This is a genomic window from Adhaeribacter pallidiroseus (assembly GCF_003340495.1).
Taxonomy (GTDB): Bacteria; Bacteroidota; Bacteroidia; order Cytophagales; family Hymenobacteraceae; genus Adhaeribacter; species Adhaeribacter pallidiroseus.
This window is the reverse complement of the sequence record NZ_QASA01000001.1, coordinates 6,098,581-6,116,675: the sequence shown is the minus strand read 5'-3', so window position 1 is coordinate 6,116,675 and position 18,095 is coordinate 6,098,581. Positions and strand designations below refer to the sequence as shown.

Here is an 18,095-nt window from a genome sequence, read left to right as displayed (position 1 = left end):
ATTCTTTGCAAACAAGCCTTTCAAATGCAGCTTATGTAACCTCGTTTGATGCTGGTAGAAAGAACTTAATAGCGGAAGAAAGATTAGAACCTAGTTTAAGTAACACATTTGGTCGCCAGATTTATACTTCGAACGGTTTTGGAATAAACAGTTCCTTATCCAGAAGCGGGTCCCGATCCATTCGTTTAGAATTAGTAAAAGACGGAAGTGCCATACGTTCCGAATTATATTATAACCAACCTACTACTACTAACGGTTGGTATGGCTTGAGCCTTTACATACCTAGTAGCAGCTGGCCAAACGAAAGCAACTCGGACGGATGGGAAATAATAACCCAATTTCATGGCACTACCGATAGTGGTGATGGGAAGCGAGTACCACCGATCTCTTTATCGGTTTCTCGTGGCCGTTTTGTATTAACCGTAAATTATTCTGCAAAAAGATTTAATAATGAACCGGATGGCAAAGTAAGATACGATTTGGGGCCGGCAATTAAAGATAAATGGGTAGACTTTGTATACCATATTAAATATTCTTACCGGTCGGATGGGCAATTGCAGTTATGGATGAATGGCAATAAATTAGTAGATTATACTGGCCCAAACACCTACAACGATGCTGCAAACCCTTATTTTAAACTGGGGGTATACAAAAGAAACTGGGGCAATGGCTCAAAACGCGTAATCTATTTTGATGATGTTCGGATGGGCGATGGCAATGCCACTTATAACGATGTAGCTCCTAAAGCTTCTGCCACCGATACACCACCTCCAACCGTGGAGGATCCTACGACTTCGCAACCATTAAGTTTAACTTTAATGAACGCAGATACCCAACAACCCATTCAGGCGCTTACAGAGGGCACCATCCTGGATTTAGCTAAATTACCGACCCGTAACTTAAACATACTGGCTACTTCCAGCAAAACTATCGGCAGTGTTGTATTTAACTTATCTGGCGCTCAAATAAATAACTCTACACAAACCAATGCACCGTACGCCTTATTTGGTGATACTAACGGCAAACTTCTGGCTTGGACTCCCGTAATTGGAAATTACTCCCTGAAATCAACTTCTTACGCCGGGGCTAACGGAACCGGAACGGCTGGCTTGCCTTTAAACGTTACGTTTCAGGTAATTGATCAGGTGATACCTCCAACAGAAACAGTGCCCCCTACAGCTACCTTATTGATAAATAACGATGCCCTTGCTACGAAGTCGGCTAATGTTACCTTAAGCATAATTGCTACTGGTGCAACCGAAATGCGCTTCCATGACGACAATGACGATGATATATGGGGAGGCTGGGAGCCCATAGCCACTACCAAAAACTGGGTACTATCTGCTGGTACAGGTCCAAAATGGATAAAGGTGCAGGTACGTAACGCTGCCGGTCAAGAGTCGGAAGCTACTTTTGATAGCATTAATTTGGAATAATCCAAAAGCTTAATAACAGAAATAAAGTAAACATTACATTACCTCAATAGTATATAAAGGGAAAAAGCTGGGTTCCCAAACTCAGCTCTTTCCCTTTATTTTTTAAATATCAACTTTAAATGGAAGTTCTGCTTTAGTAAAAATTTAAAAAATTACTGGTAGCTAGCAAGTTGTTTTAAAATCTATAGTTCATTGTTCTCCCGGGCCGCCCGAGCGGCCCGATCCCGCAAGTGCTCCGGAATTAAATCTGATTCGTTTTCGTAACCCCACGAGTTTATTTCATTCCCACTTTCTTCGGGCAATATTTTGTTGGTTAAACTGAGTGCATCCGATGTCAATTCGGGCAGTATTTGATTAGCAAAAGCCAGAATTTTAGCCGGTACATTTGTTAATACTTCTGCTTCGCCGTAACGGCAGGCATTAATAATCTTCCGGGCAGTTTTTTCTACACTCGACGAAATCAACAAACTTGCTCCAGCCGTGGTAAACCAGGCGTATTCTTTTTCGGACTGCCCTTTTACCTTTATATTAAGGTTACTGCCCGTACGGGTTAAACCCGGGTTAACCGTGGTAACTAAAATACCATCTTTTTTCAACTCCTGCCGGAAACCATTTGATAATCCTACCAAGGCAAACTTGCTGGCACTGTAGGGCACCAGGTGCGGTATACTTACTTTTCCACCCACCGAAGCAATATTTACAATCCGGCCTTGGCTGCGTTCTTTCATGTGCGGCACCGTAGCCCACATGGTATACAGCGGTGCCCAGAAGTGCGTATTCATAGCTTCTTCAAAATCAGTTAAAGTCATATCGGCGAGCGGCCCGGCCTGAATAGTACCGGCATTATTGATCAACACATCAATGCGACCGTAGTATTTTAACACACGTTCTATAAATTGTTCGGCCTGGATACGGTTGGTTACATCACAGGGTAAAGCCAGCACTTCGGCCCCCTTCGCCGTTAATTCCTGTTCCGCTTTTTTTAACTGATCTTCGGTGCGGGAGCAAATCGCCAGCAGGGCGCCTTCGGCTGCTAATTGGCGGGCCAACACCAAACCTAAGCCTCGGGAACCGCCGGTAATAACAACTACTTTATTTTGAAAAGAATATTTGTTTTGCTCCCGAGCGAATGCCCGAAGGGCTACAATTAAGCCTATACCCGCGGAGGCCCAAAGCCATGATTTATTTTTGGTTGCCATAATTTTAACGTATATCTTATTTAAAATTTTTCCGGTTAACTGATTAGTAGCTTTAGTACGGGAACCCTCCCCAGAAAGATGAAGCAAGCTTTAAATTTCTTATATACTAAAGTAAAACCATATAGTTCTCGACCTGGGAATGGGATATTGTAGCGATAGGCTTATCTCTTTTTCGAAAAATTGGCAATAAACAGGCAGCGCAAACTTTCTTTCGAGTAAGGATGATAAAGAAAAGCTTAATACCTCTTTTACGGAGCAATAGGAATATACCAGCTTCACTTATTAGAATAGACAATTGATTTTAAAGGAAATAAGAGCACTTCGCCCAGACGAAAGCAAACAAACTATTTTACTATTAACCCTTTAGCCTTCTAAAAAATTATTTTAACAAGAAGAGGCCAGGACTTTATAAAGGTTAATACTTCTTTTTTAAATATATACCAAGCCCTATATTTACATTAAAGACTAATCGGTTTATTTTGTAACAGATATAACTACCATTTTAAAACAACCCAAATCATCAAATCCGCTTATGGAAAACGATTACCCTTTAAATTCATTAGAACAGGTTTTCTCGGACCTAACACCCGGAGAAGAGTATTTAATCCCCGTATCCTCCAGCACCCGCTTTTTTAATTATTTAGTTGATTTAGTAGGTATGCTGGTATTTGGTTTTTTATTCGGCATATTCCTCGCTACAATGGGAGCGGAAGAAATTTTAAATAAAATGCCTAATCAGCTTTTAGGCATTTTTTTACTTTTTTCTTATTACGTTTTACTGGAAGGCATTACAGGCCGATCTTTAGGTAAATTAGTAACGGGTACCAAGGTAGTAACCTTGGAGGGTGAAGAGCCATCCTTGAACACCATTGTTAAGCGAACTTTGTGTCGACTAATTCCTTTTGAAGCTTTTTCGTTTTTAACTTCTAACCAAAGTGGCTGGCACGATCGTTTTTCTAAAACCATGGTAGTCCGGATCCGAAAATAATTAATTTTTAAAATATTTCGCATTAAGGCGATCAGGTTACAACCCGGCAGCAAGCTTAGATTTGCTGCCGGTTTTTTTGTGTATTAAACTGAATCCCAACTGTTTTTTGCAATAAAATTTAATGTTAACCTAATTTCTTGCAAAAAAGAGCGCAGGTAATTAGATAAATAAAATTTAGAAAAGTTAATCTTTCCTATAATTATTAACTACTTTTTCTACCTTTGCGCAATTTATACTTACAGCAACATGCCCCGAGATACCAGCATTAAATCCATTTTGATTATTGGTAGCGGTCCCATTGTCATTGGTCAGGCCGCCGAATTTGATTACTCAGGTACCCAAGCCGCCCGCTCCCTCCGCGAAGAAGGCATTGAAGTAACACTCATTAATTCAAATCCGGCTACCATTATGACGGATAGTGTTACGGCCGATAACATTTACCTGAAGCCTTTGGAGAAAAAGTACATTATTGAAATTCTGCAAAAGCATAAAATAGACGCGGTACTGCCTACCATGGGCGGCCAAACCGCTCTGAACCTAGCCATCGATTGCGAACATGCTGGCATCTGGAAGAAATACGGCGTTCGGATAATAGGTGTGGATATTAAAGCGATCGAAACGACCGAAGACCGCGAAAAATTTCGGTTAAAAATGCTGGAATTAAACGTAAACGTATGCAAAGGCTTCACGGCTACTTCGTTCCTAGAAGGTAAAGAAATAGCCCAAGAGATCGGGTTCCCGCTGGTAATCCGGCCGTCGTTTACGCTGGGTGGCACCGGTGGTGGCTTTGTAAACGACCCGGCTGATTTTGATAAAGCTTTAAACCGCGGCTTGCACGCTTCGCCTACCCACGAAGTACTGGTAGAGCAAAGCATTAAAGGCTGGAAAGAATACGAACTGGAATTACTCCGCGATAATAACCAGAACATCATTATTATCTGCTCCATCGAAAACTTCGACCCGATGGGCATTCATACCGGCGATTCCATTACGGTAGCTCCCGCCATGACTTTGCCCGATACCGTTTACCAGAAAATGCGCGATTTAGCCATTAAAATGATGAACGGAATAGGTCAGTTTGCCGGTGGTTGTAATGTGCAGTTCGCCGTAAACCCCGAAAACGACGATATTGTTGCCATAGAAATTAATCCTCGGGTAAGCCGTTCTTCGGCGTTAGCCTCCAAAGCTACCGGTTACCCGATTGCTAAAATAGCGGCCAAACTAGCCATTGGCTATAATCTCGATGAACTGAAAAATGCCATAACCAAAACTACTTCGGCGTTTTTTGAACCGGCCTTGGATTACGTAATTGTAAAAATACCGCGCTGGAATTTCGATAAATTTAAAGGCGCCGATAAAAAGCTGGGCCTGCAAATGAAATCGGTGGGCGAAGTAATGGGCATTGGCCGTACGTTCCAGGAAGCTTTACAGAAAGCCTGTCAGAGTTTAGAAATTAAACGCAATGGCATTGGGGCCGACGGTAAAGAAATGACCAATTACGACCAACTCATCGATAGCCTGACGAATGCCAGCTGGAACCGCTTATTTAGCGTGAAAGACGCCATGCGGTTTGGCATCCCAACGTCTACGATCCAGAAAATAACTAAAATTGATCCCTGGTTTTTGCACCAGATAGAAGAACTGGATGCGGTAGAAAAATTAATTCGCGGTTATACCCTGGATACCTTACCCGTAGATTTATTCCGGAAAGCAAAACAACAAGGCTACGCCGACCGCCAGATTGCTTATTTGCTCAATTGTAAAGAAAGCGAAGTACACGCTAAACGTACCGAATTAGGCATTAAGCGCGTATTTAAACTGGTAGATACCTGTGCGGCCGAGTTTGAAGCCAAAACCCCGTATTACTACTCTACTTTCGAAGGTGAAAACGAAAGCCAGGTAAGCAACCGCGAAAAAGTGGTGGTATTGGGTTCCGGTCCGAACCGCATTGGTCAAGGGATTGAGTTTGATTATTCGTGCGTACACGGCGTGTTGGCGGCCAAAGAATGCGGCTACGAAACCATCATGATTAACTGTAACCCCGAAACGGTTTCGACGGATTTTGATATTGCCGATAAATTATACTTCGAGCCCGTTTTCTGGGAGCATATTTACGATATCATTCAGCACGAAAAACCCATTGGCGTAATTGTGCAATTGGGTGGCCAAACTGCCTTAAAGCTAGCGGAAAAACTGGAGCGCTACGGCATTAAAATTTTAGGTACTTCCTTTGAAGCCCTGGATTTAGCCGAAGACCGGGGCGCTTTCTCTACCTTATTAAAAGAAAATAACATACCCTACCCGCCGTTTGCCTCCGTGCAAAGCGCCGACGAGGCCCTGGAGGCTGTGAAAGATTTAAAATTTCCGTTGCTTGTGCGCCCTAGTTACGTGCTGGGCGGCCAAAGCATGAAAATTGTAATTAATGAGAAGGAACTCGAAGCCCAAGTAGTAGATATTGTAAAAGATAATCCGGGCAACAAAGTACTCCTCGACCACTTTCTAGACCGGGCCATTGAAGCCGAAGCTGATGCTATTTGCGACGGCGAAGACGTGTACATTATCGGCATCATGGAACACATTGAGCCGGCAGGCATCCATTCCGGCGATTCTTATGCCGTATTACCGCCTTTTGATTTAAGTGAAAACGTTATCCGGCAAATTGAAGAACATACCAAAAAGATTGCTCTCGCCTTGCGTACCGTAGGTTTAATAAACATCCAATTTGCAATTAAAAACGAAACGGTTTATATCATTGAAGCGAATCCCCGGGCTAGCCGCACGGTACCGTTTATCGCGAAAGCTTACCAGGAGCCCTACGTGAATTATGCCACTAAAGTAATGCTGGGCAAAAAGAAGGTAAAAGATTTTAATTTTAATCCGGTTAAAAAAGGTTTTGCGATTAAAGTACCCGTATTCTCGCACAGCAAATTCCCGGAAGTAAACAAAGAACTCGGCCCCGAAATGAAGTCGACCGGTGAAGCCATTTACTTCATAGATGATTTGCAGGATGATTATTTCATAAATGTGTATTCCGAACGGAATTTATATTTAAGTAAGTAACCCCTCCACCCTCCGGCAAGTTAATAGCAGGAGACGAGATGCCGCTTTAGCTGTTTAGGGCATAGTTTTAGATTCCAGCTTCTTTCGGAGGCTGGAATTTTTATTTTATTACATGCAAAGGTTTAAATAACGCAGGCTTATGTAGCTTCATTGCTGGGTAAGTTCTATGCGCAAAGTATGAATCAGACTCTTGTTCTACAATCAAATCGTGTAAAAATAATCCACTACGCAGCTACCGCTGCCTCTCCTCCCCTGTTTTTAGGGGAGGTGCCCGGAGGGTGGAGGGGTTAAAATTTTTCTTACCTTTGCCGCGTGAAAGCAATCCGCAAACTGTTAGTAAAAGTGCTGGGCTTCGAAGGCTATATCCGGCTGGTAAGCAAAATTTATCTGCAATTAGTAGGCGCGGGACTGCTGGCGAAAAACTATCCGGAACTGTTTTTTTTAAAAAAAATTATAATACCGGGCTTTTATTGCCTCGATATCGGCGCTAACCTGGGCTATTATTCTACTTTTCTATCGAAACTGGCGGGTCCCCACGGAAAAGTGTTGGCTGTAGAGCCCGTACCCATGTTTCAGAAGATCTGGCGCGACAACGTGAAAGCCAGTGGGGTAAATAATCTGGAACTACTCCCTTATGCTTTAGGCGGCGAAAACACCCGTATCCAGATGGGCACCCCCGAGCGCGACGGTTTGCTGCACCACGGCATGACCAAGATTACTTCTTCGGCCAACGAAAAATATGCCCGTACCTACAACGTTGAAATGAAAGTACCCGACGAGTTGTTCGGCAACTTAACGCGGCTCGATTTTGTTAAATGCGACGTAGAAGGGTTTGAGTATCCCGTTTTCAGCCATATGCAGAAAACACTGCAAAAGTTTAAACCACTTATTCAGACGGAACTAAACGGTACCGAAAACCGGCAGGCCGTTATAAGCTTATTGCTGAAATTAGGCTACCAATTATATCTATTATCGCCGGATCAAACGTTAAACCTCTGTGTAGATACCTCAGATTTAACCCATTATGCCGGCGATTTTTATTTTAAACATTCTTTAGCATCATGAATTTTTTTGTAATCTTAATCCTTATATTTTTCTTATTACGCCTTTTAATGCCTTACCTTATCCGGTGGGTCTTGCAAACTTTTGTAAAGCGCACCATCCGCAAAGGCGGCTTTACGGCTACTTTTGGGCAGCCGCCTTTTCCACAAGACTTTGCTCAGCCGCGCCAGAAAGCACCCGAGGGAAAAATAAATATTGATTATGTACCGGAAGAAAGTAAGCCAAAACCAAACGGCAGTGATTTTAAAGGCGGCGAGTACGTCGACTATGAAGAAGTAAAATAATTACTTACCTTTCCCATTGTTCACCCTATTCACCGCTAAAAACATCACTTTTTAGGCGCGCTGGCCTATAATCCTGTTACACCATATGAAAAAAGCAGTCGTATCGAATAACGAACAACGAGTAACAAACAACCCTACCACCCGGCAGGCCTTTAATTTAAAAAAAATGTTCTGCCGCACGTACTCGCCGTTTTATTGTTTCTGGGTTTAACTGCCGTTTACGTTTCGCCGATATTATTTGAAAACAAAAGCTTGGTGCAAGGCGATATCCTGCAATCAAAAGGGGGCTCTAAAGAAATACAAGATTACCGCGATAAACACAACGGGCAAGAGCCTCTCTGGACTAATTCGATGTTCAGCGGTATGCCGGCTTACCTGATCACCACCCGCTTTCCCGGTGATCTTTCGTACATTTTTCATAATACCATTACGCTCAACCTGCCGGCCGTAGCGGCTAATATTTTCCTGACACTGGTTTGTGCGTATATTTTGTTTGTGGTAATGGGTATGAGCACCTGGCTAGCCATTGCCGGTTCTTTCGCCCTTACTTTTACCTCTTATAATCTGGTTATTCTGGCAGCCGGGCACAATACCAAATCGTTGGCAATCGCTTACATTCCCTTGGCGCTGGCTGGTTTATTATACGCTTTCCGGCGCGGAAACCGGCAATTGTGGCTAGGAGCCGCTTTATTTACGTTTGGTTTGGCCATGCACATCCGGTCGAACCACATGCAGATAACCTATTATTTGCTCTTGCTGGTACTTATTTTTGGCATTGTTTACTTTATCGATGCTGTTAAAAACAAGTGGCTGCCCGACTTTTTAAAACGGGTGGTGGTGCTGGGTATTTGCGCCGTAATTGCGGCTGGGGTAAGCTTTGGCCGTTTGTACACCACGGCTGAATACACCAAATATTCCATCCGGGGTAAATCTGAATTAAAAGCGCCCAACAGTGGCAACGCCCAATCGACGGGGCTGGACCGGGATTATGCTTTTAACTGGAGCTACGGCGTCGGCGAAACCATGACTTTGCTTATTCCTAATTTTTACGGGGGCGCCAGTGTGGGATCGTTAAGCGAAAATTCCGAAACGGCCAAAGCCATGATGCAGAACGGCATTCCGGAAGTGCAGGTAGAAGAATATTTAAAAGGTTTTCCGTTGTACTGGGGCGACCAGCCCAGCACGAGCGGCCCGGTTTACGTGGGGGCGGTGGTGTGTTTCTTATTTGTACTGGGTTTGTTTGTCGTGGAAAAGCGCATCCGGTATTGGTTGCTGGCCGGTACTATTTTATCCATTCTGCTTTCGTGGGGTAAAAATTTTCCGGCGTTTAATTACTTCATGTTCGATTACTTTCCGGCTTACAATAAATTCCGGGCCGTATCTATGACTTTGGTAATTGCCCAGATTACCATGCCTTTATTGGGCATTTTTGCCTTGTACCGGTTTTTGTACAAAGGCGATGTAAAAGATTCCCAGAAAAAATTATTGTACGCGGCGGGCATTACGGCCGGTATTTGTTTACTGGTATTTTTATTCGCGGGTATGGGCAGCTTCTCGAACCCGAACGATGAACGTACCTTGCAGCAAGCTTGGCTGATTAATGCTGTTCGGGCCGATCGGGCCAGTATGATGCGCGGTGATGCAATTCGTTCTTTTATCTTTGTTGCGCTGGCTGCCGGAGTCCTGTATTTTTACTTGCGTCATAAATTGGCCGTTACTTCGGCCACCATTGTTATTGCTTTTTTAATTTTGGTTGATCTCTGGACGGTAGATAAGCGTTACTTGAACAACGATGATTTTCAGAAAAACTTAACGGAAACGCATTTTGAACCTACTCCCGCCGATCAGGCTATTTTACAGGATAAGGATTTAAGTTACCGGGTATTAAACCTGGGTGATCCGTTTAACGAAGCCCGTACTTCTTATTTCCATAAATCCATTGGAGGTTATCATGGGGCTAAACTGCGGCGCTACGCTGATGTGATCGAGCAGCACATTGCCCAGAATAACATTAAAGTTTTAAATATGCTCAATACCCGGTACTTTATCACCGGCAATCAGCAACAACCTGTACAGCGTAATCCGCAGGCTTTGGGCAATGCCTGGTTTGTGCAGAAAATTACGAAAGTAAATAGCCCCGACGAAGAGCTGGCGGCGTTAAAAACGTTTGAGCCGGCTACCGAAGCGGTAGTGGATGTATCGAAGTTTCCGGTGCCCCAAACCCAATTTAACGCGGCTGGTTCTACGGCCACGCTCACGAAATACGAACCCAACGATTTGGTGTATACCATTTCGGCGGCGCAGGCCGGCTTTGTGGTTTTTTCGGAAATTTATTATCCCGAAGGTTGGCAAGCTTACCTGGATGGCAAACCGGTTACCCACATCCGCGCTAATTATATTTTGCGGGCCATGCCGGTACCCGCCGGTAAACACACCGTAGAATTTAAATTTGAACCGGCTTCGTACCGTTTAGGCAATACCGGCTCGCTAATTTCTTCTATCCTGATGCTTTTAATTATTATTGGGGGCATCGTGTACGCAGTAAAATCAGAAAAAGACGAAGAAATAAAAGACTCCACCAGCAAAGATTATTAAGCTTCTATTTGGTCTGTTCTTCAGCAAGAATCTAACTCATTAGGCAGCGTTAACGTTTCTGCCCGAAGGACAGACTTATTTTTAAAATTATTTACGGGTAATAAGTAAAAAATAATTTGATAGTACCGGCTCCTGCCCCTTTACAACGCATTACCGAACCCTTGTTGCAGGACAAAAAAGTTACCTTGTACCTGAAACGCGAAGATTTATTGCACCCGCATATTTCGGGTAATAAGTGGCGCAAGCTAAAATACAACTTACAGGAGGCCCAAAACCAACAAAAAAGCACTTTGCTTACTTTTGGCGGTGCTTATTCTAATCATATTGCGGCGGTAGCTGCCGCTGGCCGGGAGTTTCAGTTTAAAACCATCGGCTTTATTCGCGGTGAACCGCACGAAACGCTGAACCCTACTCTGGCATGGGCGCAAAGCTGCGGCATGCAGTTGCACTATCTCGACCGGACTACTTACCGGCAAAAACAAGAAGTTGTTTTTCTGGAAAATCTAAAAAATCAGTATCCCAACGCCTACGTACTTCCGGAAGGGGGTACCAACCTGTTTGCCATAAAAGGCTGCACCGAAATTGTGGAGGAACTGATGATCGTACCTTTTGATTATATCTGCTGCGCGGCGGGTACCGGGGGCACGCTAGCCGGCCTTATTGTGGGGGTACAGGATCACGGTCAAATTTTAGGTTTTCCGGCGCTAAAAGGAGGTGAATTTTTAAAAAAAGATATTGCCAACCTGATAAAAGAATATAACGGCCAGGAGTACGCGAACTGGCAGTTACAAACTAATTATCATTTTGGCGGTTACGCAAAAGTAAAACCGGAGTTACTAGCCTTTATCCAGGGCTTCAAAAAAAAACACCATATTCCGCTCGAGCCTATTTACACCGGTAAAATGCTGTACGGTATTTATGATTTAGTACGGCAAAATTTTTTTGAACCCGGCAGTACGGTAATTGCCATTCATACGGGCGGCTTACAAGGCTTGCCCGGCTTTAATCCGCATTTCGGATTAGAAACGCAAACGGCCATTTAGAGCTTAGTACTTAAACCTGCGAAAAATTTAAAAAAGAATTTTTTGTAAACTTTCGTTGGAGTCTGGTCAAACAACTAGCCCGATCCACTTGCCCTAGTGGTTAATTTAAAATGAAATTACCTTTATTTCGTTGGATTAACATACCTTGAACCCACATCCAGTTAAAGCCACAATACTTTAATGCTTCGTTACCTCTTTAAGCGCTTTATACCTTGGGCTATACTTATAATAGCCGCGCTTTTTCTCTATTGGAAAATAGTACCGTATTTTATGGCCGGTAAAGAAAAGGTTAAGTTAACCCATCATACCATTCTGGATAAGATTGATGATCTGGGTAACCTGGAACTGGTGCGGTATAATTTTAAAGATGTGGTGGAGTACGAAAAAGAAGTATCGCAGTGGCTACCTAATTCCAGCAGTGTATTGATTGTGGCCGGCGAGGCCGTCGGATGCATTGATTTACGCCAGGTTACCGCCCAGGATATTACTTTTACCAACGATTCGGTAATTACCGTAAAGCTGCCCGAACCCGAAATCTGTTACTTTAAAGTAGATCACGATAAATCCAAAGTATTTGCCCTGCGCAATACTTATTTCCAGGATGCCACTCTGGTAGACGAAGGGTATAAATTTGCCGAAAAGCACATTCGCAAGTCAGCGCTCGATTCCGGCATTTTGCAGCAAACCGCCGTAAACGCCGATAAAATTTTAAAACCTTTATTGGAAAGCTTAACCGGCAAGCAAGTGATTTTAGAGCATAAACACACTACGCAAGCCCCCCCAGTTTTGCCTAAGCGGTAAAGCGCTTATTTTAAAATTACGCTTTTACGTCGGCATTAAAAATTTAAAATTTTTGCCCTGCAAAGTATTTACGGCTGATCTTTTAAGTTTCTTAAGTAACTACTGGTCCGTTAGTTCAATCCATACCGGCGCATGATCGCTTGTTTTTTCCCATCCGCGTACGGTCCGGTCCACGCCCGCCGCCATGAGCCGGTTATTTAAATGGGAGCTCAAAAGAAAATGATCAATCCGTAAACCGGCATCCCGGTCGTAGGCCTTGCGGAAATAATCCCAATAAGTGTACATCTTTGCTTCCGGATAAAGCTTTCGGAGGGCATCCGTCCAACCTTGCTCCACCAGGGTTTTAAAAGCCGTCCGGACCTCGGGCAGAAAAAGAGCATCATCCAGCCAGCGCTCGGGCCGGTAAACATCTGATTCGGTTGGAATAACATTAAAGTCTCCGGTTAATACTACCGGTATATTCTTCGCCAGAAGCGTTGCCGCATGCGTTTGTAGCCTTTCCATCCAACGGAGTTTATACGCTAATTTTGGTCCCGGGGCCGGGTTGCCATTTGGCAAGTAAAGGCAACCGATCAGGATGCCGTTAACCATTGCTTCCAGATAACGGCTCTGGGTATCTTCCGGATCGCCCGGCAGCACCCGCCCTACTTCCTTGATTTCGGCCTGCCGCGTTAAAATGGCTACGCCGTTCCAGCTTTTTTGTCCTTGCCAAAGGGCCTTATAACCTACTTCAGCAATAGCACCCTCTGGAAATTTTTCCTGCGGCGCTTTTAGCTCCTGTAAACAAACTACATCGGGCGCGGTGGTCTGGAGCCAACGCAGCAATACCGGCAACCGGGCATTAATTCCATTCACATTATAGGTAGCTATTTTCATTTATAAAAAAATGCTTTTAAAACAGAACTTGTATTTCGTTACCGGGCAAGCCAGCTAGCTTTACCATTAATTACTTCCGGAAGCGACAAAAATGGCAATAAAGGAGATCCAAAACTAGTTAGTTTGCCCGTAATACTTCCTGTACTGCGTCGTGGATTAAGTCGTTTTCGTATCCTTTTCCCAGTAAAAACTGCGTGAGTTTATGCTTACGCACAGCAGGATTACTTTCTTTTTCCGTGCGGTTTTTCTTTTCGGCGAGGTAAAGCAAATTTTGCCAATACGTATCCAGATCAATTTCTTTCAGGCCTTGCCGGATGCAGTAATCCGATATTTGCTGCGCTTTTAAACCAAGCATAATTTTCCGGCGCCCCCAGCGTTTTAAGTTACATTTGCCGCGCACGTAAGCTTTGGCGTAACGTTCTTCGTCAATCAATTTTTCGGCGCTTAACCGGATAATGGTTTCTTCTACTTCTTCAAACTCCAAACCATACGCGTACAGTTTATTGCGAACCTCTTGTTGCGTTCGTTCCTGGTAAGCGCAATAAGCCGCGGCTTTTAGCAAAGCTTCCTTTACGGTATACGTTTTCTTTTTCCGGGGTTCCTGCAAAGTATTCTGAGTTTACAATTAAAGCACAAGCTAAGAGCAACCGTGTCTTTTTTAAAAATTTGGCGGACCGGGTATTCTACTCTTGTTTACTAAACAGAATTGGTAGATGAACAGTTTAGCAATAGCCGTAAAAAGCAGGTGAATAAAATTATTTAAGAAATTTCAATTTTGGTTTTTTAAATACCCAATTTATATCTGGAAAAGCAGTGAGTAAAATCAAACCATTAAATCATCAACCACCCCCAACCCCTCCTTATCCAAGGTGGGGTGCATTTTAATCTACAACAAAGAAGGTTCATTTTTTTAATTTACTTCCTCGGGAATATTCGTTTCGTTAACAATGTAAAGCGGCCGGTTACGTACGTTCTCGCTTAAACGGCTCATGTATTCGCCAATAATCCCAATGGCAATAAGTTGCACCCCTCCTAAAAACAAAATACTTACCATCAGCGATGACCAACCGGGTACGTAATCGCGGGTAATGAACCGGGAATACAGCGTGTAGAGCATCACCAGAAAAGCAATACCCGACACCCCAAAACCGCTCACCGTAGCCATTTTTAAGGGCAGGTTCGAATACGAAGTAATGCCATCGAGCGCCAGCCGGATCATTTTCGTGTACGAGTACCCACTTTGGCCCTGGTAGCGCTCCAGCCGGTCGTACTCCAGAAAGGTTTGCGGAAAGCCCAGCCAGGCAATCTGGCCCCGGATAAATTTTTGCTGTTCGGGCATTTGCTTGAGCGTATTTACCACTTTGCGGCTAATAATCCGGAAATCGCCGGCATCAACGGGCATGGAAGTATGGGTAATGCGGGTGAGCAAACGGTAAAATAATCGGGCGGTTGTTTTTTTAGTTAAACTTTCGCCGGCCCGGGTTTTCCGGCGGGCATACACTACTTCGTGGCCTTTTTGCCATTGTGCATACAAAGCCGGAATTAGTTCGGGCGGGTCCTGCAAATCACCGTCCAGGATAACCACGGCATTGCCCTTGGCTTTGTCGAGGCCGGCGCTAATGGCAATTTGCTGGCCAAAATTGCGGCTAAAATCCAGGTAACGTACTTGGGTATTTTGCTGCGCGAGTTGTTTAATTAAATCTAACGAGGAATCAGCGCTGCCATCGTTTACAAATAGTAACTCGTACGAGATAGCTAAAGGTTGAATGGCTTGCTGTAACCGATGGTAAAGCACTAATACATTAGCCGCTTCGTTGTAAACAGGTATAACAACAGATAACTCCACCGCAATTATTTAGTTTAAGCTAAAGATACAATAACAGGAAGTTGGGCCCTGGCTACCGCTACCCGTAAAGGTAAGTGGTCTGGGTTACGAAACAAAAACAAAACCAGGCAACGCGCTACTTCCGAATGACATCTATCGTTTATCATTATCGTACTCAGTTTTTTTAAGGGCATGCGGTTTCGGCTACTACTTTTTTTAAATTTTATCTTTTTTATACACCCGTTTACGCAAGCTGGTTTACTAAAGGGCCGGGTTACCGACTTGCAGGGCACGGGCCTGGCTTACGCGAACGTGTACGTCAAAAATTCTACGATTGGCACGGCCACCAACGAACAAGGCTACTACCAGTTAACGCTGGCACCCGGCACCTACCAGGTGGTTTACCAATACGTAGGCTATAAAGCACAAATAGATACCGTAGAAATTACAGCGGAGCCGGTAACGCACCACGTAACCCTGCAACCCGACGTGTACAACTTAAACGAAGTAGTGGTGCGCGCCACCGACAAAGACCCGGCGTACGGCATCATGCGCGAAGCGATTGCCCGCCGGAATTACCACCGCAACGAAGTAGCCGCTTACAGCTGCCGGGTTTATACCAAGGGTTTAGGCCGCTTGTTAAAAGTACCCAACCGGGTTATGGGTATAAAAGTAGACGAAGTAAAACCGGGTATTGTGTATTTATCCGAAACGGTATCGGAGGTAAACTTCCGGCAACCCAACAAAACCCACGAGCGCATGCTTTCGAGTAAAGTAAGTGGCGACACCAAAGGATTTTCGTTTAACCGGGCCTCGCGGGTAAATTTTAATTTTTACGATAATTTGCTGCGCATTCCGGGGTTAAGTGAGCGGGCTTTTATTTCACCGATAGCCAATAATGCCTTTTTGTTTTACCGGTACAAACTAATTGGTACTTCCGTAGAAAACGGACAAACGATTAACAAAATTAAAGTTACGCCTATTCGCGCCAACGACCCAGCCTTTAATGGATACGTTTATATTCTGGACAATAGTTACCGCCTCCACAGCACCAGCTTAAAACTTACCCAGAAATCGCAGATAGAATACGCCGATACCCTGCGCATCGACCAGGTTTTTGGTCCGGCCCAAGACGGTGTCTGGATGTTGTTTTCGCAAAAGTTAACGGTACAGTTTGATTCGTTTGGTTTTAAAGGTAATGGCTTTTTCACGACGGTTTATTCTAAATACAACGTGGTGCCGGCCTACAGCAAACCCGTGGTGGTAGCCCCTGCCCCTAGTGCCCCTGCCGTGCCGGAACCGGAACTACCCATCCTTAAAAAAAGAAAACTTAAAAAATTAGCGAAGCAAAAGCTGGCCACGCTGGATTCCATCAGCACCTTTAAACAACCTAAAAACGAGTTGATGCGCGTAGAACCCAACGCCAATAAACGTGACACCGCTTACTGGGACGAGATCCGGCCTATACCGCTCACGTTGGAAGAGCAACAAGACTACGTCAGCAAAGATAGTTTACAACACATTCAGGCATCGAAACCTTACCGCGACTCCGTGGATAAGCGCGCCAATAAGTTTGAAGTAGGCAACTTGTTTTTAGCCGGTTTCCGGTACCGCAATTCGTTTAAGCATTACAGCATTTCGGTAGATCCCTTGCTGGCCGTGCTCAACACCAATTCTATTCTGCAATACAACACCGTAGAAGGTACCGTTTTAAACCTGGGCGTACGCTACCGCAAAGGCGAAGAAGAAACCAACCAAGGCTTCACGGTGGCGCCTACCCTGCGCTATGGGTTCGCGAGCCGGAAACTATACGGCAAGGTGTTGACCAATTACTACTACAACCCGCACCGGTTTGCGCAGGTAACCGCCGAAGCCGGGCATTTTGTGGCGCAGTACAACAACAACGAACCTATTACTCCGTTCTGGAATGCTTTGTACACCTTGCTCTACGAACAGAATTTTTTAAAAATTTACCAGAAAACCAATCTGCTGGTGCGCCATAACCTCGAAATCCGGAACGGAATTTACTTAACAACCAGCCTGGAATACGCCGACCGGCAACAACTGCAGAATGCCACCGATTTTACTTTCCGCGATTATACCACCAAACAGTTTACCTCCAACATACCCGTAAATGCCGAACTAGCCGATGCTTCTTTTACCCGCCACCAGGCCCTGGTAGGCAGTGTAACGCTCCAACTCCGGCCCGGCCAGCAGTACATTAATCGCCCGGACGAAAAATGGATCTTGGGATCGAAGTACCCGACTTTCCGGCTGAACTATACCAAGGGATTTTTTAAAATTTTAGGCAGCGACGTGAACTTCGACCGGGTATCGTTGAACATTAGCGATGAACTAAAGTTGGGCTTGGTAGGCGAAACTGATTATTCTGTTCAGGTAGGTACTTTTTTAAACAGCAAGCACTTGTGGCTCATGGATTACAAGCATTTTGCCGGTAACCGGATTCTTTACGCGGGAGCTTTCGGTGGTTTCCAGTTATTGGATTATTACCGCTACAGCACCCGTAAAGGTTATCTGGAGGCACATTTTACCCACGATTTCAACGGCTTTATTTTTAACAAAATTCCGCTGCTCCGTCGGCTGAAATGGCAGGAAGTAGGAAGCGCTAATTATTTACATACCGTGAAAGCTGGTCATTACCTGGAACTGGGTTTTGGGGTAGAGCATATTTTTAAAATTTTACGCGTCGATTTCTTTACCGGTTTCGAGAGCCGCGAAAAAGTAGGGTCGGGCTTGCGGTTAGGTTTCGGGTTTTAAGTAGTTGGTCGTTTTTAGTTGTTCGTTGTTCGATCGTTAATAAATTAATAATCAAGTACTTAAACTCAGGTTTTTATCAACTTAATTTTGTCCTGTTACTTAACTCAACTGCGTTTTTTTAAATTTTTACTGGTCTTTGGGCGGAGAA

The 18,095-nt window shown here is 44.3% G+C and carries 14 protein-coding genes; 9 read left to right on the top strand and 5 right to left on the bottom strand.

Annotation, left to right across the window (positions count from 1 at the left end; all coding sequences use genetic code 11):
- Positions 1–5 precede the first annotated feature (5 nt).
- Complete coding sequence (locus AHMF7616_RS24545) at positions 6–1,436, top strand: polysaccharide lyase family 20 protein (RefSeq protein WP_158546246.1); 1,431 nt, start codon at positions 6–8, stop codon at positions 1,434–1,436.
- Positions 1,437–1,618: 182 nt separating this feature from the next.
- Here the strand turns inward: AHMF7616_RS24545 and AHMF7616_RS24540 are convergent, their stop codons facing one another.
- Positions 1,619–2,635, bottom strand: a complete 1,017-nt coding sequence (locus AHMF7616_RS24540; protein WP_115375768.1) for an SDR family NAD(P)-dependent oxidoreductase — start codon at positions 2,633–2,635, stop codon at positions 1,619–1,621.
- Positions 2,636–3,167: 532 nt separating this feature from the next.
- Here AHMF7616_RS24540 and AHMF7616_RS24535 point away from each other — a divergent pair.
- From AHMF7616_RS24535 to AHMF7616_RS24505, 7 genes are all read left to right on the top strand, one after another.
- On the top strand, positions 3,168–3,623 hold the full coding sequence (locus AHMF7616_RS24535) for an RDD family protein (RefSeq protein ID WP_115375287.1): 456 nt from the start codon (positions 3,168–3,170) through the stop codon (positions 3,621–3,623).
- Between the two features lie 246 nt (positions 3,624–3,869).
- On the top strand, positions 3,870–6,683 hold the full coding sequence (gene carB, locus AHMF7616_RS24530; RefSeq protein WP_115375286.1) for a carbamoyl-phosphate synthase large subunit: 2,814 nt from the start codon (positions 3,870–3,872) through the stop codon (positions 6,681–6,683).
- A gap of 312 nt (positions 6,684–6,995) precedes the next feature.
- Positions 6,996–7,748, top strand: coding sequence for an FkbM family methyltransferase (locus AHMF7616_RS24525; RefSeq protein WP_115375285.1), 753 nt, complete (start codon positions 6,996–6,998; stop codon positions 7,746–7,748).
- A complete protein-coding gene (locus tag AHMF7616_RS24520) occupies positions 7,745–8,029 on the top strand; it encodes a DUF4834 family protein (protein ID WP_115375284.1) in 285 nt (94 codons plus the stop codon). The genes AHMF7616_RS24525 and AHMF7616_RS24520 overlap by 4 nt, the downstream gene beginning before the upstream one ends.
- Positions 8,030–8,224: 195 nt before the next feature.
- Positions 8,225–10,624 carry a YfhO family protein gene (locus AHMF7616_RS24515; RefSeq protein ID WP_233507737.1) on the top strand — a complete coding sequence of 800 codons (2,400 nt, stop codon included), beginning with the start codon at positions 8,225–8,227 and terminating at the stop codon, positions 10,622–10,624.
- Between the two features lie 116 nt (positions 10,625–10,740).
- Positions 10,741–11,667 carry a 1-aminocyclopropane-1-carboxylate deaminase/D-cysteine desulfhydrase gene (locus AHMF7616_RS24510; RefSeq protein WP_115375282.1) on the top strand — a complete coding sequence of 309 codons (927 nt, stop codon included), beginning with the start codon at positions 10,741–10,743 and terminating at the stop codon, positions 11,665–11,667.
- 270 nt (positions 11,668–11,937) lie between these two features.
- Positions 11,938–12,468, top strand: coding sequence for a DUF4230 domain-containing protein (locus AHMF7616_RS24505; RefSeq protein ID WP_233507735.1), 531 nt, complete (start codon positions 11,938–11,940; stop codon positions 12,466–12,468).
- A gap of 99 nt (positions 12,469–12,567) precedes the next feature.
- On the opposite strand, the gene xth is transcribed toward AHMF7616_RS24505, so the two are convergent.
- The 4 genes from xth to AHMF7616_RS27615 all read right to left on the bottom strand — a co-directional run bounded on the left by xth (position 12,568) and on the right by AHMF7616_RS27615 (position 15,336).
- Positions 12,568–13,344, bottom strand: coding sequence for an exodeoxyribonuclease III (xth, locus tag AHMF7616_RS24500; protein WP_115375280.1), 777 nt, complete (start codon positions 13,342–13,344; stop codon positions 12,568–12,570).
- 118 nt (positions 13,345–13,462) lie between these two features.
- Positions 13,463–13,951 (bottom strand): regulatory protein RecX, encoded by a 489-nt coding sequence (locus tag AHMF7616_RS24495; protein ID WP_115375279.1) that lies wholly within the window; start codon positions 13,949–13,951, stop codon positions 13,463–13,465.
- A gap of 303 nt (positions 13,952–14,254) precedes the next feature.
- Positions 14,255–15,190 (bottom strand): glycosyltransferase family 2 protein, encoded by a 936-nt coding sequence (locus AHMF7616_RS24490; protein ID WP_115375278.1) that lies wholly within the window; start codon positions 15,188–15,190, stop codon positions 14,255–14,257.
- A 14-nt stretch (positions 15,191–15,204) separates the two neighbouring features.
- Positions 15,205–15,336: a hypothetical protein gene (locus AHMF7616_RS27615; RefSeq protein WP_262511739.1), complete on the bottom strand. Its 132-nt coding sequence runs from the start codon at positions 15,334–15,336 to the stop codon at positions 15,205–15,207.
- Between the two features lie 25 nt (positions 15,337–15,361).
- Here AHMF7616_RS27615 and AHMF7616_RS24485 point away from each other — a divergent pair, with 25 nt between their 5' ends.
- Positions 15,362–17,947, top strand: coding sequence for a DUF5686 and carboxypeptidase regulatory-like domain-containing protein (locus AHMF7616_RS24485; protein WP_115375277.1), 2,586 nt, complete (start codon positions 15,362–15,364; stop codon positions 17,945–17,947).
- The last annotated feature ends 148 nt before the right edge of the window (positions 17,948–18,095 follow it).